The sequence below is a fragment of the Pseudoruegeria aquimaris genome (genome assembly GCF_900172235.1).
GTDB classification, from domain to species: domain Bacteria; phylum Pseudomonadota; class Alphaproteobacteria; order Rhodobacterales; family Rhodobacteraceae; genus Pseudoruegeria; species Pseudoruegeria aquimaris.
This window is the reverse complement of the sequence record NZ_FWFQ01000014.1, coordinates 51,226-66,693: the sequence shown is the minus strand read 5'-3', so window position 1 is coordinate 66,693 and position 15,468 is coordinate 51,226. Positions and strand designations below refer to the sequence as shown.

The 15,468-nt window shown below is 66.0% G+C and carries 17 protein-coding genes; 7 read left to right on the top strand and 10 right to left on the bottom strand.

The features are described 5' to 3' along the window. Positions 1-42: 42 nt before the first annotated feature. From PSA7680_RS10940 to PSA7680_RS18510, 6 genes are all read right to left on the bottom strand, one after another. The gene (locus PSA7680_RS10940; RefSeq protein WP_085868748.1) at positions 43-888 is read right to left on the bottom strand and encodes a metal ABC transporter permease; all 846 of its coding nucleotides are present in this window, start codon (positions 886-888) and stop codon (positions 43-45) included. Beyond that, complete coding sequence (locus PSA7680_RS10935; protein WP_085868747.1) at positions 888-1,766, bottom strand: metal ABC transporter permease; 879 nt, start codon at positions 1,764-1,766, stop codon at positions 888-890. The genes PSA7680_RS10940 and PSA7680_RS10935 overlap by 1 nt, the downstream gene beginning before the upstream one ends. Further along, the gene (locus PSA7680_RS10930; protein WP_085868746.1) at positions 1,763-2,686 is read right to left on the bottom strand and encodes a manganese/iron ABC transporter ATP-binding protein; all 924 of its coding nucleotides are present in this window, start codon (positions 2,684-2,686) and stop codon (positions 1,763-1,765) included. Before PSA7680_RS10930 ends, PSA7680_RS10935 begins: the two co-directional genes overlap by 4 nt. A 13-nt stretch (positions 2,687-2,699) precedes the next feature. Beyond that, positions 2,700-3,596: a metal ABC transporter substrate-binding protein gene (locus PSA7680_RS10925; protein WP_085868745.1), complete on the bottom strand. Its 897-nt coding sequence runs from the start codon at positions 3,594-3,596 to the stop codon at positions 2,700-2,702. A 128-nt stretch (positions 3,597-3,724) separates the two neighbouring features. After that, complete coding sequence (locus tag PSA7680_RS10920) at positions 3,725-4,492, bottom strand: COG3904 family protein (RefSeq protein WP_085868744.1); 768 nt, start codon at positions 4,490-4,492, stop codon at positions 3,725-3,727. Further along, entirely contained in the window at positions 4,492-5,802 is a 1,311-nt protein-coding gene (locus PSA7680_RS18510; RefSeq protein ID WP_176244125.1) for a hypothetical protein, read from the bottom strand. Before PSA7680_RS18510 ends, PSA7680_RS10920 begins: the two co-directional genes overlap by 1 nt. Before the next feature lie 403 nt (positions 5,803-6,205). Between PSA7680_RS18510 and PSA7680_RS10910 the strand changes: the two genes are divergently transcribed. The 7 genes from PSA7680_RS10910 to PSA7680_RS18710 all read left to right on the top strand — a co-directional run bounded on the left by PSA7680_RS10910 (position 6,206) and on the right by PSA7680_RS18710 (position 12,878). Further along, positions 6,206-7,750, top strand: coding sequence for a peptide ABC transporter substrate-binding protein (locus tag PSA7680_RS10910; RefSeq protein ID WP_245824596.1), 1,545 nt, complete (start codon positions 6,206-6,208; stop codon positions 7,748-7,750). 87 nt (positions 7,751-7,837) lie between these two features. Continuing rightward, positions 7,838-8,767 (top strand): ABC transporter permease subunit, encoded by a 930-nt coding sequence (locus tag PSA7680_RS10905; protein ID WP_085868742.1) that lies wholly within the window; start codon positions 7,838-7,840, stop codon positions 8,765-8,767. After that, entirely contained in the window at positions 8,764-9,699 is a 936-nt protein-coding gene (locus tag PSA7680_RS10900) for an ABC transporter permease (RefSeq protein ID WP_245824594.1), read from the top strand. Before PSA7680_RS10905 ends, PSA7680_RS10900 begins: the two co-directional genes overlap by 4 nt. Then, positions 9,696-10,658: an ABC transporter ATP-binding protein gene (locus PSA7680_RS10895; protein WP_085868741.1), complete on the top strand. Its 963-nt coding sequence runs from the start codon at positions 9,696-9,698 to the stop codon at positions 10,656-10,658. The genes PSA7680_RS10900 and PSA7680_RS10895 overlap by 4 nt, the downstream gene beginning before the upstream one ends. Next, positions 10,655-11,629 carry an ABC transporter ATP-binding protein gene (locus tag PSA7680_RS10890; RefSeq protein WP_085868740.1) on the top strand — a complete coding sequence of 325 codons (975 nt, stop codon included), beginning with the start codon at positions 10,655-10,657 and terminating at the stop codon, positions 11,627-11,629. Before PSA7680_RS10895 ends, PSA7680_RS10890 begins: the two co-directional genes overlap by 4 nt. 176 nt (positions 11,630-11,805) lie before the next feature. Beyond that, positions 11,806-12,657, top strand: coding sequence for a 3-oxoadipate:acetyl-CoA acetyltransferase (locus tag PSA7680_RS10885; protein WP_085868739.1), 852 nt, complete (start codon positions 11,806-11,808; stop codon positions 12,655-12,657). 65 nt (positions 12,658-12,722) lie between these two features. Further along, positions 12,723-12,878, top strand: a complete 156-nt coding sequence (locus PSA7680_RS18710; RefSeq protein WP_176244124.1) for a hypothetical protein — start codon at positions 12,723-12,725, stop codon at positions 12,876-12,878. On the opposite strand, the gene PSA7680_RS10875 is transcribed toward PSA7680_RS18710, so the two are convergent. The 4 genes from PSA7680_RS10875 to nqrF all read right to left on the bottom strand — a co-directional run bounded on the left by PSA7680_RS10875 (position 12,879) and on the right by nqrF (position 15,462). After that, positions 12,879-13,133 (bottom strand): DUF6455 family protein, encoded by a 255-nt coding sequence (locus PSA7680_RS10875; protein WP_085868737.1) that lies wholly within the window; start codon positions 13,131-13,133, stop codon positions 12,879-12,881. Positions 13,134-13,159: 26 nt separating this feature from the next. Further along, complete coding sequence (locus PSA7680_RS10870; RefSeq protein ID WP_085868736.1) at positions 13,160-13,417, bottom strand: DUF6455 family protein; 258 nt, start codon at positions 13,415-13,417, stop codon at positions 13,160-13,162. Positions 13,418-13,539: 122 nt separating this feature from the next. Continuing rightward, complete coding sequence (locus PSA7680_RS10865; protein WP_085868735.1) at positions 13,540-14,058, bottom strand: CBS domain-containing protein; 519 nt, start codon at positions 14,056-14,058, stop codon at positions 13,540-13,542. A gap of 183 nt (positions 14,059-14,241) precedes the next feature. Then, complete coding sequence (gene nqrF / locus PSA7680_RS10860; protein ID WP_085868734.1) at positions 14,242-15,462, bottom strand: NADH:ubiquinone reductase (Na(+)-transporting) subunit F; 1,221 nt, start codon at positions 15,460-15,462, stop codon at positions 14,242-14,244. Between the last annotated feature and the right edge of the window lie 6 nt (positions 15,463-15,468).

Sequence of the window (15,468 nt, the reverse complement as noted above, 5' to 3'; positions counted from 1 at the left end):
AAACGGCAATGAAATCAGCCCCTTGCAAACCACTCTCGGCGCTCAACCCGTCCGCCGTGCCAGCTGCCGGATCCGGAGTTGGCGGCGCAGGAAGGCCAGCAGGAAGAGACCGGTGAGCACGAGGATGACCGTGGGCGCCGGGGCGCTGTCAAGGTAGAAACTCGCGTAGATGCCGGCGAGCATGGAGCCCATGCAGACGAGCACCGAGACCCAGAGCATCGCGGAGAAGCGGCGCACGAGCAGGAAGGCAATCGCGCCCGGTGCGATCAGCAGCCCTACGGCAAGGATCAGCCCGGCCGCCGTGAGCGTGGCGACGATGGTGAGAGAGATCAGCGCCAACAGCCCGTAGTGCAGCCACCCCACCGCAAGGCCGGAGGCGCGCGCCTGGGCCGGATCGAACCCGTGCAACAGGAAATCGCGCCATTTCAGCGCCAGAACGCCCGCCACGAGGAGCGAAATCACCCCGGCCTGCCAGAGGTCCGCCGCGCCCACCCCCAGCATGTTGCCAAAGAGGATATGATCGAGGTGCGTGTCCGGCTTCACCGCCACGTAAAGGACGATCCCGAGCCCGAACATCCCCGAGAACACCACCCCCATCACCGTATCCTGCTTCACCCGGCTGTTGCCCGCGAGGTAGCCCGTGGCCACCGCCGTGAACATGCCCGCACCAAAGGCGCCGAGGATGAGCGGAAAGCCCAGCATGTAGGCCAGAACGATTCCGGGCAGAACCGCATGGCTGATCGCATCCCCCATCAGCGCCCAGCCCTTCAGGACGAGGAAGCAGGAGAGAAGCGCCGTCGGCACCGCCACGATTGCCGCGATCAGGAAGGCGTTCTGCATGAACGGAAACTGGAAGGGCAAGAGCGCGGTATCGAGGGAAAATTCCATCAGGCGGCCTCCGCCGGTTCATCTGCCCGCCGCAGGGCCGCCGCCGCCTTGCGACGCGCCGCCAGAATCCCGTGCTTGGGTGCGAAGGTGAAAGCCACGAGGAAGATCAGCGTCTGCAGGCAGACGATGACGCCCCCCGTCGCCCCGTCGAGGAAATAGCTCACGTAGGCTCCGAGGAAGCTGGTGCCCGCGCCGATGGCCACCGAGGTGAGGATCAGCCGGGGGAACCTGTCGCACAGCAGGTAGGCGGTGGCACCGGGCGTCACCACCAGTGCGATCACGAGGAAGGCGCCCACGGTCTGCATCGCCGCCACCACGCAGGCCGACAGCAGCGCGAAGAACAAGGCCTTCAGAAGCTGCGTGCGAAGGCCGATCGTGCGGGCGTGGCTCTCGTCGAAGAAGGTGACCATCAGATCCTTCCACTTGGCGCTGAGCACCGCGAGGGAGACGAAGCCGATGATGGCCAGCTGGAGCGTGTCTTCGGGCGTGATGGCCAGGATGTTGCCCATGGTGATCGTCATCACGTCGATCGAGGTGGGGCTGACCGAGATCATGAAAAGGCCGAGACCGAAGAACCCGGTGAAGATCAGGCCGATGATGACGTCGGGCTTCAGCCCGGACCGGTCCGACAGGAAGAGCATCGCCCCCGCCGCCAGCCCGCCCGACAGGAAGGCCCCCAGCGCGAACGGCAGGCCCAGCATGTAGGCGCCGGCGACTCCGGGCACGACGGCGTGGGACAGCGCATCGCCGATCAGCGACCAGCCTTTCAGCATGAGGTAGGCCGAAAGAAAGGCGCAAACCGCCCCCACGAGCGCCGAGACCCACATCGCGTTGACCATGTAGCCGTAGGAGAAGGGCTCCAGCAGCAGGCTGCTCATGCATCCTCCTCGCCGCGGCGCTCGGCTTCGGCCTGCTGCATCTTGCCGCCGTAGTGCACGAGGGGGCGCTCGTCGTCGGTGAGGATGGTGACGCTGCGCCCGTCCTCATCCTCGTGCAGCGTCTCGCCGCCCAGCGTGAAGTGGCGCAGCACGCCGCCGAAGGCATTTTCGAGGTTCGCGTGGGTGAACACGTCCTCGGTGGGGCCCGAGGCCAGAACCGTGCCCTTCACGAGGATCGTCCTGTCGCAGAATTCCGGCACGGAGCCGAGGTTGTGGGTGGACACGAGCATGATCCGCCCCTCCTCGCGCAGTTCCCGCAAGAGCGCGATGATCTGGGCTTCGGTCTTCACGTCCACCCCGGTGAAGGGCTCGTCCAGCAGGATGATCTGCCCCTCCTGCGCCAGGGAGCGGGCGAGGAAGACGCGCTTGCGCTGGCCGCCCGAAAGCTCGCCGATCTGGCGGTGGCGGTAGGCCGTCATGTTGACCCGCTCCAGCGCCGCATCCACCGCGGCATGATCGGCCGCTTTCGCCCGGCGCAGAAAGCCCATGTGGCCGTAGCGCCCCATCATCACCACGTCTTCCACCAGCACCGGGAAGGCCCAATCCACCTCCTCCGCCTGCGGAACATAGGCCACGAGATTGCGCCGCAGCGCCTCCTTCACGCTCAGGCCGAGCATGGAGATGCTGCCGCTGGCCGCGGGCACGAAGCCCATGATCGCCTTGAACAGTGTGGATTTGCCCGCGCCGTTCACGCCCACGAGCGCCGTGATCGTGCCGCGGGGAACGCTGAAGCTCGCGTCCCGAAGGGCGGTGTGGCCATTGCGGTAGGTGACGGTCACGCCCCGGGCCACCAGCCCCTCCGCGCCGCCCGCGGGCGATGCTTCGGGCGCGGTCGATGTGTTCTGGCCTTGTGCCGTCATGCCGTCTGCACCTTCAGTTCACCGCACCGGTCAGCCCCTCGACGACGGTCGACGTGGTGACGCGCAGGAGATCAAGGTAGGTGGGCACCGGCCCGTCGGGTTGGGACAGGCTGTCCACGTAGAGGACGCCGCCGAACGCCGCCCCGGTTTCCCGGGCCACCTGCCGCGCCGGCGCGTCGGAGACGGTGCTTTCGCAGAAGACCGCGGGGATCTCATGCGCCCGCACCCCGTCGATCACCGCCCGCACCTGCTGCGGCGTGCCGGTCTGATCGGCGTTCATCGGCCAGAGATACAGCTCCTTCAGGCCGAGGTCCCTTGCGAGGTAGCTGAAGGCCCCTTCGCAGGAGACGAGCCAGCGCTTGCTCTCCGGCACCTGCGCCACGGCTGCGCGCAGCGGCTCGAGCGTGGCGCGCAGCTTCGCCTTGTAGGCCTCGGCGTTGGCGGCATAGATCTCGGCGTTCGCCGGATCCTGCGCCGCGAAGGCGCGTGCGATGTTGTCGACGTAGATCTGCGCGTTCTCCAGCCCCATCCAGGCATGCGGGTTGGGCTTGCCCTCGTAGGATCCGCTGGCGATCGGGATCGGATCGATGCCGTCCGTCAGGGTGGCGGAGGGCACATCGCCGAGGTTGGCGAGGAACTGCTCGAACCACAGCTCGAGGTTCAACCCGTTCCAGAGGATCAGGTCGGCGTCATGGGCGCGCACGATGTCCTGCGGGGTGGGCTCGTATCCGTGGATCTCGGCGCCGGGCTTGGTGACGGAGACGACCTCCGCTGCCTCCCCGGCGACGTTGGCGGCCATGTCGGCGATCACGGTGAAGGTCGTGACCACTTTCATCTTCTCCGCCGCCGCGGCGGGCAGGGCGAGGGCGACGGCGAGAGCGGCGGAAAGAAAACGGCGGGCAACTGGCATGGTCGGGCTTTCGCTGAACGGGAAAATGAAGGTGTTGGAGAAGAGCTATGGCGAAACCGCACCCGCGTCAATGATTTTGCAAATCATTCTCAATTTCAATCCGAAGGGCACCCAGCCCGGCGCGCGCCCTACTCCACGATTTCCGTCGCCAGCCGGGTCTCCAGAAGCTCCTCCTCGACGAGCGCGTAGATCTGCTCGGGCGGGGTTTTCAGCGAAAAGACCATCAGAGACGGCGCGATGCCCATCTCCAGCAGGTATTCCAGCGTCTCGCCCTGCCCGAACTGGATGCCCTCGACGGCCAGCACCACGGGCAGGAATTTCGGTTGCTCGTAGTAGTGCTGGTGCACCCCGACGACTCCGCCCTCGCCCACCGCGCGCTCGGGCCCGGCGGCAAGGATGTAGGGGCAGCTCGACAGGCAATAGGCCCCCGAAGGCACCACCGTATCGAGGCCCCGCGCCCGGATCAGGCGGCCGATTTCCAGCGCCTCCATCACGATCCCGCCGGGGCTGTGCAACGCGATGCGCGCCGGCGGGGCGGGGCGTTCGGCCAGATGGGCGGAGAACCGTGCGGCATCGCCCTCCGCTATGGTGCCGGTCAGCAGCAGGACATCGCCGAGCCCCTCGAACTCCCGATCCTCGAATTCGAGCCTGTCGGAAAAGGTCTGCGGCAGGTCCAGCCCCGGCGGCGCGTCGGGGCGGCGCAGCGTGGGCAGGGTGCGGTCGGTGCGGTATTCGCGTGTCTGGTCGCCGGGGGAGACCGGGCCAGAGGGCTGCGGCGCGGAAGGCGAGACCAGCCCCGAGAGCGCACCCAAACCGTCTGCGGCCACGAGCACACCGGCCATTGCCAATTGCGCCACGAGGATCAGGCGCAGGCCACGGGCGACATCCAGCGCCATCAGCCCGCACCACCCTGCCCGGCGCCACCCTGCTCGGTATCCTGCTTGCCGGCCGCGCGCTCCTGCAAGGCGGCATCGGCAGCGCCCATCGTAAGCTCCACGTCCTTCATCGCGTTCATCGCGGCTTTCAGATCAGCCAGCGTGAGGGTCTCCTCGATACTCATCCCATCACGGCCCGAGCGGATCGCGGCCTGGGTGATCGCCAGCACGAAGACGAGCACCGCCGGAAGCAGATCGATGGCGATGGCCCCGGCCCAGCTTGGCGCGAAGTTTCCGGCATAGCGCACCACCGCGTCGGCGCGGGAGATCGGGTTGTAGGCCGTCTGGATCGGCGGCTCCATCTCCAGCACTTCCTCGGCGGCCGTGCGCAGGGTGCGGCTGCGCTGGTCCAGCGCGTTCAGCACCGAGGTGATGGTGGCGGATTGCGCATCGCGCACCGAGGTGGAGCGCCCGTCAAGCTCGGGCAGCACCACCGATGCGGGCAGATCCTCCGCCGCGCGCGCCACCAGCGGCGCCACGTTGTATTGGTTGAGCTGCGAGATGACCCCCGCGAGCTTCACGCTTTCCTCGGAAAACTGCACCGAGCGGCGGTCCACCGGGCCCGGCGCCACGGTGAGCTCGCGCATGCGGGCGAGAATCGCGTTGCCCCGCTCGAAGGCTTCCTCGATCAGCGGCTGCTGCGCGGCGATCTGCTCTTCGAGATTGCGCAGTTCCTCGCTTTTCTGCGTCAGCACCCGGAACACGGCGCCCCGGCCGGCTGCGCCGGACAGATCGCCCGACTGCTCAAGCTCCGCGAGTTCCTCGAAACTCTGGCGCGCCCGCTCCACCTCGCGGCCCAGCGCCTGCCCGCCGAGGGCGATGTCATGAGCCTGCTCCAGCGATTGCTGGTAGTCGCGTACGGTGTTTTCGAGATGCTGCTCCACCGCCGCCGATCCCGCCAGCGCGGCGGCGTTGAGCCAACTGGACATGGCGATGATCGCCAGCGATCCCACCACCGTCGCCACCGTGAGGCCGATGAAACCGCCGGCGCTGCGCATCGCCGGCAGAAGCCGGAGCATGTAGCTCCAGAAGACGAAGATGCCGACGGAAACGGCGATGGAATAGGCGACGGCGGCGATGAATGTGATCGCGCCGTTGTCTTCCAGCAGCGAAGACACGCCGAGGTAGGTGTAGATGCCCGAGGCCACCGCCAGCACGCCCAGCGCCGCCGAGGTGAAGGTATCGAGCCAGTTCAGGTGGCCTTCCAGCTCCTTGGCGGTGCGCAGCCCCTTGGCTTCCTCCGCCGTCAATCCGCTCTTCGCCTCGGTCATGTCCCCTCCGGTTGATCGGCGCCCTTTACAAAGGCGCGGCCCGACAATAGGTGCGACCTCTCCGGCGCAATGACAAGATCCCGGCCGGGCCAAGGCTGATTCCCGCATAGGTTCCGAAATCCGAAACGCCTGCCCGCTTTGGCCAGCGTCCCCGGCGCCCACCGCCATTTCGGCAGCCAAAGTTGCCATTTCGGGACAAGATGGCCGCGAAATCCTGCTGACGTTGGGGTTTTATCGGCAATCTGACGCCAATTCCTGCAAGTTGCATCTTGAAGTTTTCCGCATTTTTCACCTCAAGTGCCCCATCCGAACAAACAGGGAGACAGACAATGTCGCGTTCGTTCGCGCTTTCCGCGCTTTTTTGCTTTCCACCGCAATCAGCACCGCTGCCTTTGCGGCGAATGTGCCCGAAGGCACCAAGCTCGCCGAAGAGCAGGTCTTCACCTACCGAGTGCTCGACGAATTCTCGTCCTTCGACCCGCAGGTCGTCGAGGACGTGAACGGCTCCGAAGTGGTCCGTGACCTCTTCGAAGGCCTCTACAACCAGGACGCCGACGGCAACAACGTGCCCGGCGTCGCGCTGAGCCACACGGTCAGCGAAGACAACATGACCTACACCTTCACGCTGCGTGACAACGCCAAGTGGAGCGACGGCACCCCCGTCACCGCCGGCGATTTCGTCTACGCCTGGCAGCGTGCCGTGGATCCGGAGCTGGCCTCGCCCTACGCCTGGTACATGGAACTGATGTCGATCGAGAACGCCTCGGCCATCATCGCCGGCGAGAAGCCCGTCACCGAGCTCGGCGTCTCCGCACCCGACGATCACACGCTCGTCGTGAAGCTGAGCCAGCCGCTGCCCTACTTCGACAAGATGGTCACCCACGCCACCACCTTCCCGGCACCGAAATGGGCGATCGAAGCCCACGGCAAGGAATGGACGCGCCCGGGCAACATCGTGTCCAACGGCGCCTACGTCCTGACCGAGCACGTGCTCAAGGAGCGCTCCGTGCGCGAGCGCAACCCGATGTACTGGGACAACGAGAACACCGTTCTGGACAAGGTCGTGACCCTCGTCATCGGCGACGACGCCCAGGCGCTGACCCGCTGGCGCGCCGGTGAAGTCGAGAAGACCGAGATCCCCGCAGGCCAGTACCCGGCCCTGAAGGAGGAGTTCCCGGAAGAGGCCTACGCCCTGCCGCGCCTCTGCAACTATTACTTCACCTTCAACCTCGAAAGCGGCCCGGAAGCCTTCAAGGACGCCCGCGTGCGCAAGGCGCTCTCCTACGCGATCGACCGCCAGGTGATCGTGGACCGCGTGCTGCAGGGCGGCCAGTTCCCGGCCTACACCTTCACCCCGGCGGCGACCGCCGGCTTCGAAGTGCCCGCCGTGGAATACGCCGGCATGACCCAGGCCGAGCGTGACGCCAAGGCCAAGGAACTGCTCGCCGAAGCCGGCTACGGCCCGGACGGCGAGAAGCTTTCCTTCACCTACCTCTACAACACCAGCGAAGCCCACAAGCAGGTCGCCATCGTGGCCACCCAGATGTGGAAGCAGAAACTGGGCGTGGACGTGGAACTGTCCAACCAGGAATGGAAGGTCTTCCTCGAAACCCGCGGCAACCAGAACTTCGACATGGCCCGCGGCGCATGGTGCGGCGACTACAACGAAGCCTCGACCTTCCTCGACCTGCTCACCACGCCGTCCGGCTACAACGACGGCAAATACTCCAACCCCCGCGTGGACGAGCTGATGACGGAAGCGAAATCTTCCGCCAACGCCCAGCCGCTCTACACCGAGGTGGAGCAGATCCTCGCAGAGGACATGCCGGTGGTGCCCGTCTACCACTACTCCACCAACATGATGCTGGACGACAGCATCCAGGGCTGGCCGGTGAACAACGTCGAGCAGAACTGGTACTCCAAGGACCTCTACAAGGTCGCCGAGTAAACCCTTCACCCAAACCGGGGCGCGCGGCCGAGGCCCGCGCCCCTTCCCCGCCGCCTTCGGGCGGCGGGTCTGTTGTTCGGAGATCGCATGTTCAACTACAGCGTCCGGCGCCTTCTCACAGCGGTGCCCACGATCCTGATCCTGATCGTCTTCGCCTTCTACCTGATGCGGCTTGCCCCCGGCGGCCCGTTCACCTCCGAAAAACCGCTGCCTCCGGCGGTGATGGAAAACGTGCTCAAACGCTACGGCATGGACGAGCCGCTGCACATGCAGCTGTTCACCTACATCAAGAACATCGTCTGCTGCTTTGATTTCGGCCCCTCCTTCTCCCAGAAGGACCGTTCTGTGAACGACATCATCGCGCAGGGCTTCCCGGTCACGCTGACCTACGGGTTCTGGTCGGCCGTCTTCGTGCTGGTGCTCGGCATTCCGCTCGGCATCATCGCCGCGCTGCGCCACAACAGCTTCTGGGACTACCTGATGACGGGTCTTGCGATCTTCTCCCAGATCTTCCCCAATTTCGTGCTCGCGCCCCTGATGGTGCTGCTGTTCACGCTGAGCTGGGGCCTTCTTCCCGGCGGCGGCTGGAACGGCGGCCAGTGGCAGTACATCGTGATGCCCGCGATCGCCCTCGGCACCTCCTACATGGCCGGCGTGGCCCGCCTGACGCGCGGCTCGCTGCTTGAAGTGCTGAACTCGCCCTTCATCCGCACCGCCCGCGCCAAGGGCCTGCCCGAGCGCACCATCCTGATCCGCCACGCGCTGAAACCGGCGCTGCTGCCGACGCTCACCTACATGGGGCCCGTCTTCGTCTACATGATCACCGGCTCGGTGTTCATCGACGTCTTCTTCTCCACCGGCGGCATCGGGCAGGATTTCATCGACGGCGCCTACAGCCGCGACTACTCGGTGCTGCTCGGCCTCGCGATCATCTATTGCGTGCTGACCTTCTCGATCAACCTCGTGCTCGATCTGCTCTACGCCTGGATCGACCCCAAAGTGAGGGATTCGCTGTGACCTCCGCAAAAGCTCGCCTGCAATCCCAGGCCTTCGTCGAGGATGTCGCGGAGGAGATGCTCTCCTCCCGCTCCTTCTGGGCCGACGCCCGCGCCCGCTTCTTCAAGAACCGCATGGCGCTCGTCTCGGTCTTCATGCTGTTCCTGCTCGTGCTCTTCGCCATCTTCGGCAACGTGATCGCGCAATGGAGCTACGAGGAAATCGACTGGAACCTCCTCGGCATGATCAAGGAGGAAGGCGGCCCCTCCATCGCCAACGGCCATTACTTCGGCGTCGATGAACTGGGCCGCGACATGTATGCTCGCGTCGTGCAGGGCAGCCGCACCTCGCTGCTCGTCGGTTTCGTCGCCGGCATCGCCTCGGTGCTGATCGGCTCCACCATCGGCGCGTTCGCCGGCTATTTCGGTGGCCGGTTCGACAGCATCGTGATGGGCGGCTACACGATCTGGCTCTCCGTGCCCTACATCATCTTCTTCGTCGTCTGGCAGGCTTTCTTCGGCCGCTCGCTGGGCCAGATGATCCTCGTGATCGTGCTGGTGAACTGGACGGCCGGCCTGCTGATCGTGCGCGGCCAGGTGATGATGCTCCGCAACCGCGAATTCGTGGATGCCGCGCGCATGCTCGGCCTGTCGGACGTGGCCATCATCTTCCGTCACATCGCGCCCAACATCCTCTGGGTGGTGGTGATCTACACCTCCATGGTGGTGCCGGAAGTCATCATGATGGAGAGCCTCGTCTCTTTCCTGGGCGTCGGCATCCAGGAACCCAACACGAGCTGGGGCGCGCTGATCTCCGAAGGCGCCTCCACCATGACCTTCGGCACGCTGTGGCAGCTGGCCTTCCCGGCCGCCTTCTTCGTGATCGCCCAGGTCTCCCTCTACTACATCGGCGACGGTCTCCGTGACGCCCTTGACCCGAAGGATCGCCTATGAGCCTGCTTTCCGTTCAAGATCTCGCCATCCGGTTCTCCACCGGCGATGGCACCGTTCATGCCGTGAACAACGTCAGCTTCGACATCGCCCCCGGCGAGAAGGTCGCGCTGGTAGGTGAAAGCGGCTCCGGCAAATCGCAGATCGCCCTGTCGATCATGGGGCTGCTGGCCAAGAACGCACAGGTGTCGGGCCGCATCCTGCACGAGGGGCGGGATCTGCTCACCCTGTCTCAGGATGCGCTCAACAAGGTGCGCGCCAAGAAGATCGCCATGATCTTCCAGGATCCGATGAGCGCGCTGAACCCCTACATGCGGGTCGGCCGGCAGCTCACCGAGATCGTGGAGCTGCACGAGGGGCTTGGGCGCGCGGACGCGCGCAAGCGTGCCATCGAAGCGATGGAAGCGGTTCAGATCCCGGACGCGAAGAACCGGATCGACGCCTACCCGCACGAGTTCTCCGGCGGGATGCGCCAGCGGATCGTCATCGCCATGGCGCTGATCTGCAAGCCCGGCCTGATCCTGGCCGACGAGCCGACGACCGCGCTGGACGTCACCGTGCAGGCCCAGATCATGCGCCTGCTGGACGAGATCCAGTCCGAGCTGAACACCGCCGTGCTGCTCATCACCCACGACCTCGGCGTCGTGGCGGGCTTCTGCGATCGCTCGATGGTGCTCTACGGCGGGCGGATGATGGAAACCGCCCCGACGAAGGATCTCTTCGCCGCGCCGAGCCATCCCTACACCCGCGGCCTGCTGCGCGCGGTGCCCAACATCAACGATGCCGCCGGCGAACTGCGCGCGATTCCGGGCAGCCCGCCCAACCAGCTGCGCCCGCTGACCCACTGCCCCTTCGCCGCCCGCTGCGTGGACGCGGTGGAGCAGTGCCGCAGCACCCTGCCCGAGCTGACCGGCGAAGCAACCAAACGCGCCTGCCTGCGCCCCGTGGAGGCCCTGTCATGAGCGAACCCATCCTCACCGTCGAAGATCTCAAGGTCACGTTCGACACCCGCCAGGGCCGCAAATGGCCCTGGTCCCCGATGAAGAAGGTGCACGCCGTGAACGGCGTCAGCCTGTCGCTCGAGCGCGGCCGCACGCTGGGCGTCGTGGGCGAATCGGGGTGCGGCAAGTCCACCCTGATCCGCGCGATCGCCGGCCTGGTCACGCCCACGGGCGGCACCGTCACCCTCGAAGGGCGCGCGGTGGATTACGGCAGCCGGGCCGACGTGCTGGCGCTGCGCCACAAGGTGCAGATGATCTTCCAGGACCCGGTGGCCTCGCTCAACCCGCGCATGACCGTGCGCGAGATCGTTTCGGAGCCGACGCGCCGGTTCCGCGGCGATCTGGATCCCGAGGCTCAGGACAAGCTGGTGCACGACCTGCTCGATCGCGTCGGCATCGCGCAGCGCAACTTCAACCGCTACCCGCACGAGTTCTCCGGCGGCCAGTGCCAGCGCATCGGCATCGCCCGTGCGCTCGCGGTGAACCCTAAGATCCTGCTCTGCGACGAACCGGTCTCCGCGCTCGACGTGTCGATCCAGGCACAGGTCGTGAACCTGCTGCGGGAGTTGCAGGCCGAGATGGGGCTGTCGCTGATCTTCGTGGCCCATGATCTGGGCGTGGTGCGCCACATCTCCGACGACATCCTCGTGATGTACATGGGCGGCATGATGGAGAAGGGCGAGTCCGACGCGCTGGTGCGCACGCCCCGCCACCCCTACACGCAGGCGCTGCTCTCCTCGGTGCCGGTGCCCGATCCCAACGTGATCGTGGAGCCGCAGGTGCTCGAAGGCGATCTGCCGAGCCCGCTGAACCTGCCCGAGGGCTGCCTGTTCCAATCGCGCTGCCCGAAGCGCCAGGACGCCTGCAAGGCGACCAAGCCCGCCCTGCTTGCCGCCGGCGGGCGCGAGGTGGCCTGCCACTTCGCGGAGTGATCCCGGCGAGGCCGCGCCCGCACGCGCGGCCTCACCCTCCCCGGCTCGAAGCCCCCTGTCCGATCCATGCCCGCCGGGGCGAGACATCTTGATGCAAGCCCCCTGCCCGTCTACCGTTTCGGAGCCCGCTGCAAAGGCGAGGTGAAACCGCAACCCGCGATAGGCGAGGCGCGCCCATGAGCGAACCCTGCATCATCTGCGTCGCGATCACCGGCTCCGTGGCCCGGAAATCCGACAACCCCGCCGTGCCCATCACCGTGGCCGAGCAGGTGGAGAGCATCCATGCCTCCTTCGAGGCCGGGGCCGCCATCGCCCATTGCCACGTGCGCAACGGCGACGGCAGCCCCTCTTCCGACCCGGAGAAATTTGCCGCCCTGAAGGAGGGAATCGAGACGCACTGCCCCGGCATGATCGTGCAGCTATCCACCGGGGGGCGCTCCGGTGCGGGGCGGGAGCGTGGCGGGATGCTGCCCCTGCGCCCGGACATGGCCTCGCTCTCAGTGGGCTCAAACAATTTTCCCACCCGCGTCTACGAAAACCCGCCCGACCTCGTATCTTGGCTGGCCGGCGAGATGCGCACCTACGGCGTGAAGCCCGAGATCGAGGCCTTCGACCTGAGCCACATCTTCCGGGCCAAGGAAATGGCGGAGGCCGGCGAGCTGCTCGGCACGCCCTACGTGCAGTTCGTGATGGGGGTGAAGAACGCCATGCCGGTGGACCGCGAGGTCTTCGATTTCTACGTGCACACCGTGCACCGGCTGTTCGGCGACGATGCGCCCTGGTGCGCCGCCGGGATCGGGCGCCACCAGATCACGCTGAACGAATGGGCCGCGGCCGCGGGTGGCCACCTGCGCACCGGCCTCGAAGACAACGTGCGGCTGGACAGACACAGGCTCGCGCCCTCCAACGCGGCCCTCGTGGAACGGGCCGTGGAAGTCTGCGCCCGGCACGAACGCCCGGTGGCCACCTGGCGGCAGGCCCGCGCGATCCTCGGGTTGCGCGAGTGGGGAGAAGACGCGGAAAGCTGACCGGCGCGGAAGCCGCGGCGGCCGCACCGTTGCGCCGGGCCACGGCGGCGTGGCAGGATGGCGGCATGGATCCCGTTGCCCTGATCTTCTACGCCCTCGTCTGCGGCCTTCTGAGCCTCGCCGCGCCGGGCATGAAAACGGCGCCGATGCGTCTGCTCGTCGGCGCGATCGTCGGCGTGGCAGCAGCCAGCCTGCTGCCGCTCTTGCGTGGGATGCTGTGATCAGCCTTTCAGGCGCGCCATCATCCGGCTGTTGCGGCAGTAGGACGGCGGCGTCTCCACGGCCTTGCCGCCAGCCTCCAGCAGGGCGGTGCAGCCTTCGGGATCGGTACAGGCCGTGCAGCGGTAGACGGCGGTTTCGATCTCTTCCATCGTTACCTCCCCGCGCAGAACCTTCTCCTGCAAATCGACCCCGACGGCTTCGGCCATCCTGTCCACGAGAATGGCGTGGCGTTTGATCTGGGCATTGCTGGGCATCGGGCTCTCCTCTTTTGGCGGCGCGGTCAGGACGGCAGCTTCAGCGCTTCGAACACCCGCGCGTTCGCGCAGGCGGCGGGGGCGATGGCCTCGGGGTGATCCTCCTCGAGCCAGCGTGCGCAGCCCTCGACCCAGGTGCAGCCCCGGCAGCGGGTCACCAGCCCGGCCCACTCCTGCGACGAAAGACGGCCTTCGCTGAAAGCCCCGACGACATCCGCCTGCGCGGCATCCGCCATGCGCTTGGCGAGCCAGTAATGGCGGCGTTCCTCTCCGAGCGGCTTCATCCTGGATCTCCCGTCCTGTCCCAACCAGATGGGGTCAGCAGAGCCGCAAACGGGAAAGGGGGCCTTGATCTGCATCAAGGCCCCCTCTTCGGCATTTCGCCGGTCGTGCGGTGCGCAGGCGCTCAGCCCACGATCATCTGCTTCATCTTCAGGGCTTCGTATTCCAGTTCCCGCAGGCGGTAGCTGACGACATCGCCGATCGTGATGATGCCCACGAGCCGCTCGCCGTCCAACACCGGAAGGTGCCGGAATCGGCCCTCCGTCATCCGCTTCATCATCTCGAGAAGCGGCTCGTCCGGCGTGCAGGTCACCGGCGAGGAGGTCATCACGTCGGCCACCGTCTGGCCGAGGGTCTCGCCCGGCGTGTCCGCGAGTTGGCGCACGATGTCGCGCTCCGAGAGGATGCCCACGAGCTGGCCGGCGGCATCCTTCACCACCACCGCGCCGATCTGTTTTTCCTTCAGAACGCGCGTGGCCTCGGCGATCGAATCCTGCGGGCGCACCGCGTAGACGTCGCTGCCCTTGCCGGCGAGGATCGTGGCCACGGTGGCGTTGCCCATGGCCATCATCTGATCCACGCTCTGGCTGTGGCTCTTGCTGTCATCACCCTTGACCGGGGGCTGGTAGGACGTGGGTGCCATGGAATGCTCCTCCTTCTGGAAATGACCTGCGTTTCTCTGCCTCCAGCTTATCGCAGGCCCGCGTTTTGGCGAGACATTTTATTGCGCCGCATCGAAGGGGGCCGTTCCGGGGCTCGGCAAAACGAAGAAAGGCCGCCCACCGGGCGGCCTTTCTCGATCTTGTTTTCCTGACGTTTCGGGGCGTCAGCCGCCGAAATCGTCGAGCATGATGTCTTCGCGATCCACGCCAAGCTCCAGCAGCATGTTGATCACGGACTGGTTCATGATGGGCGGACCGCACATGTAGTATTCGCAGTCTTCGGGCGCCGGGTGGTTCTTGAGATATTCTTCGTAAAGAACGTTGTGGATGAAGCCGGTGTAGCCCGTCCAGTTGTCCTCCGGCAGCGCGTCCGAAAGGGCCACGTGCCATTCGAAGTTCTCGTTCTCGGCGGCCAGCATGTCGAAATCTTCCACGTAGAACATTTCGCGCTTGGAGCGGGCGCCATACCAGAAGGAGATCTTGCGCTTGGTCTTGATCCGGCGGAGCTGGTCGAAGATGTGGCTGCGCATCGGCGCCATGCCGGCACCGCCGCCGATGAAGATCATCTCCTTGTCGGTGTCGCGGGCGAAGAACTCGCCGAACGGACCGGAGATCGTGACCTCGTCACCCGGTTTCAGGTTGAAGATGTAGGAGGACATCTTGCCGGCCGGGATGCCCTGCGAGCCCGGAGGCGGCGAGGCGATCCGGACGTTGAGCATCACGATGCCCTTCTCTTCCGGGTAGTTGGCCATCGAATAGGCACGCTCCACCGGCTCGTCCACCTTGGAGGTGACGTCCCAGATTTTGAACTTGTCCCAATCCGGGTGGTATTCCTCGGCGATGTCGAAATCGCGGTAGGACAGCTCGTAGGGCGGGCATTCGATCTGGATGTAGCCACCGGCGCGGAAGTTCACGTCCTCGCCTTCGGGCAGTTCCAGAACCAGCTCCTTGATGAAGGTGGCCACGTTGTCGTTGGAGCGGACCTTGCAGCGCCACTTCTTGACGCCGAAGACCTCTTCCGGGACTTCGATCTTCATGTCCTGCTTCACGGCCACCTGGCACGACAGGCGATCGCCGCAGGCGGCCTCGCGCTTGGTGATGTGGCTTTCCTCGGTGGGCAGGATCGAGCCGCCACCTTCCAGCACCTTCACCCGGCACTGGGCGCAGGTGCCGCCGCCGCCACAGGCGGAGGGCACGAAGAGCTTCTCGGCCGCCAGCGTCTGCAGCAGCTTGCCGCCCGCCGGGACGGAGATCGTTTTCTCACCGTTGATGGTGATGTTGACGTTCCCCGAGGACACGAGGCGCGAGCGGGCGAACATGATGATGGTCACGAGCGCCAGCACGATCAGCGTGAAGAGGAGAACGCCGAGTGAAAAGGTTTCCATTCCTCT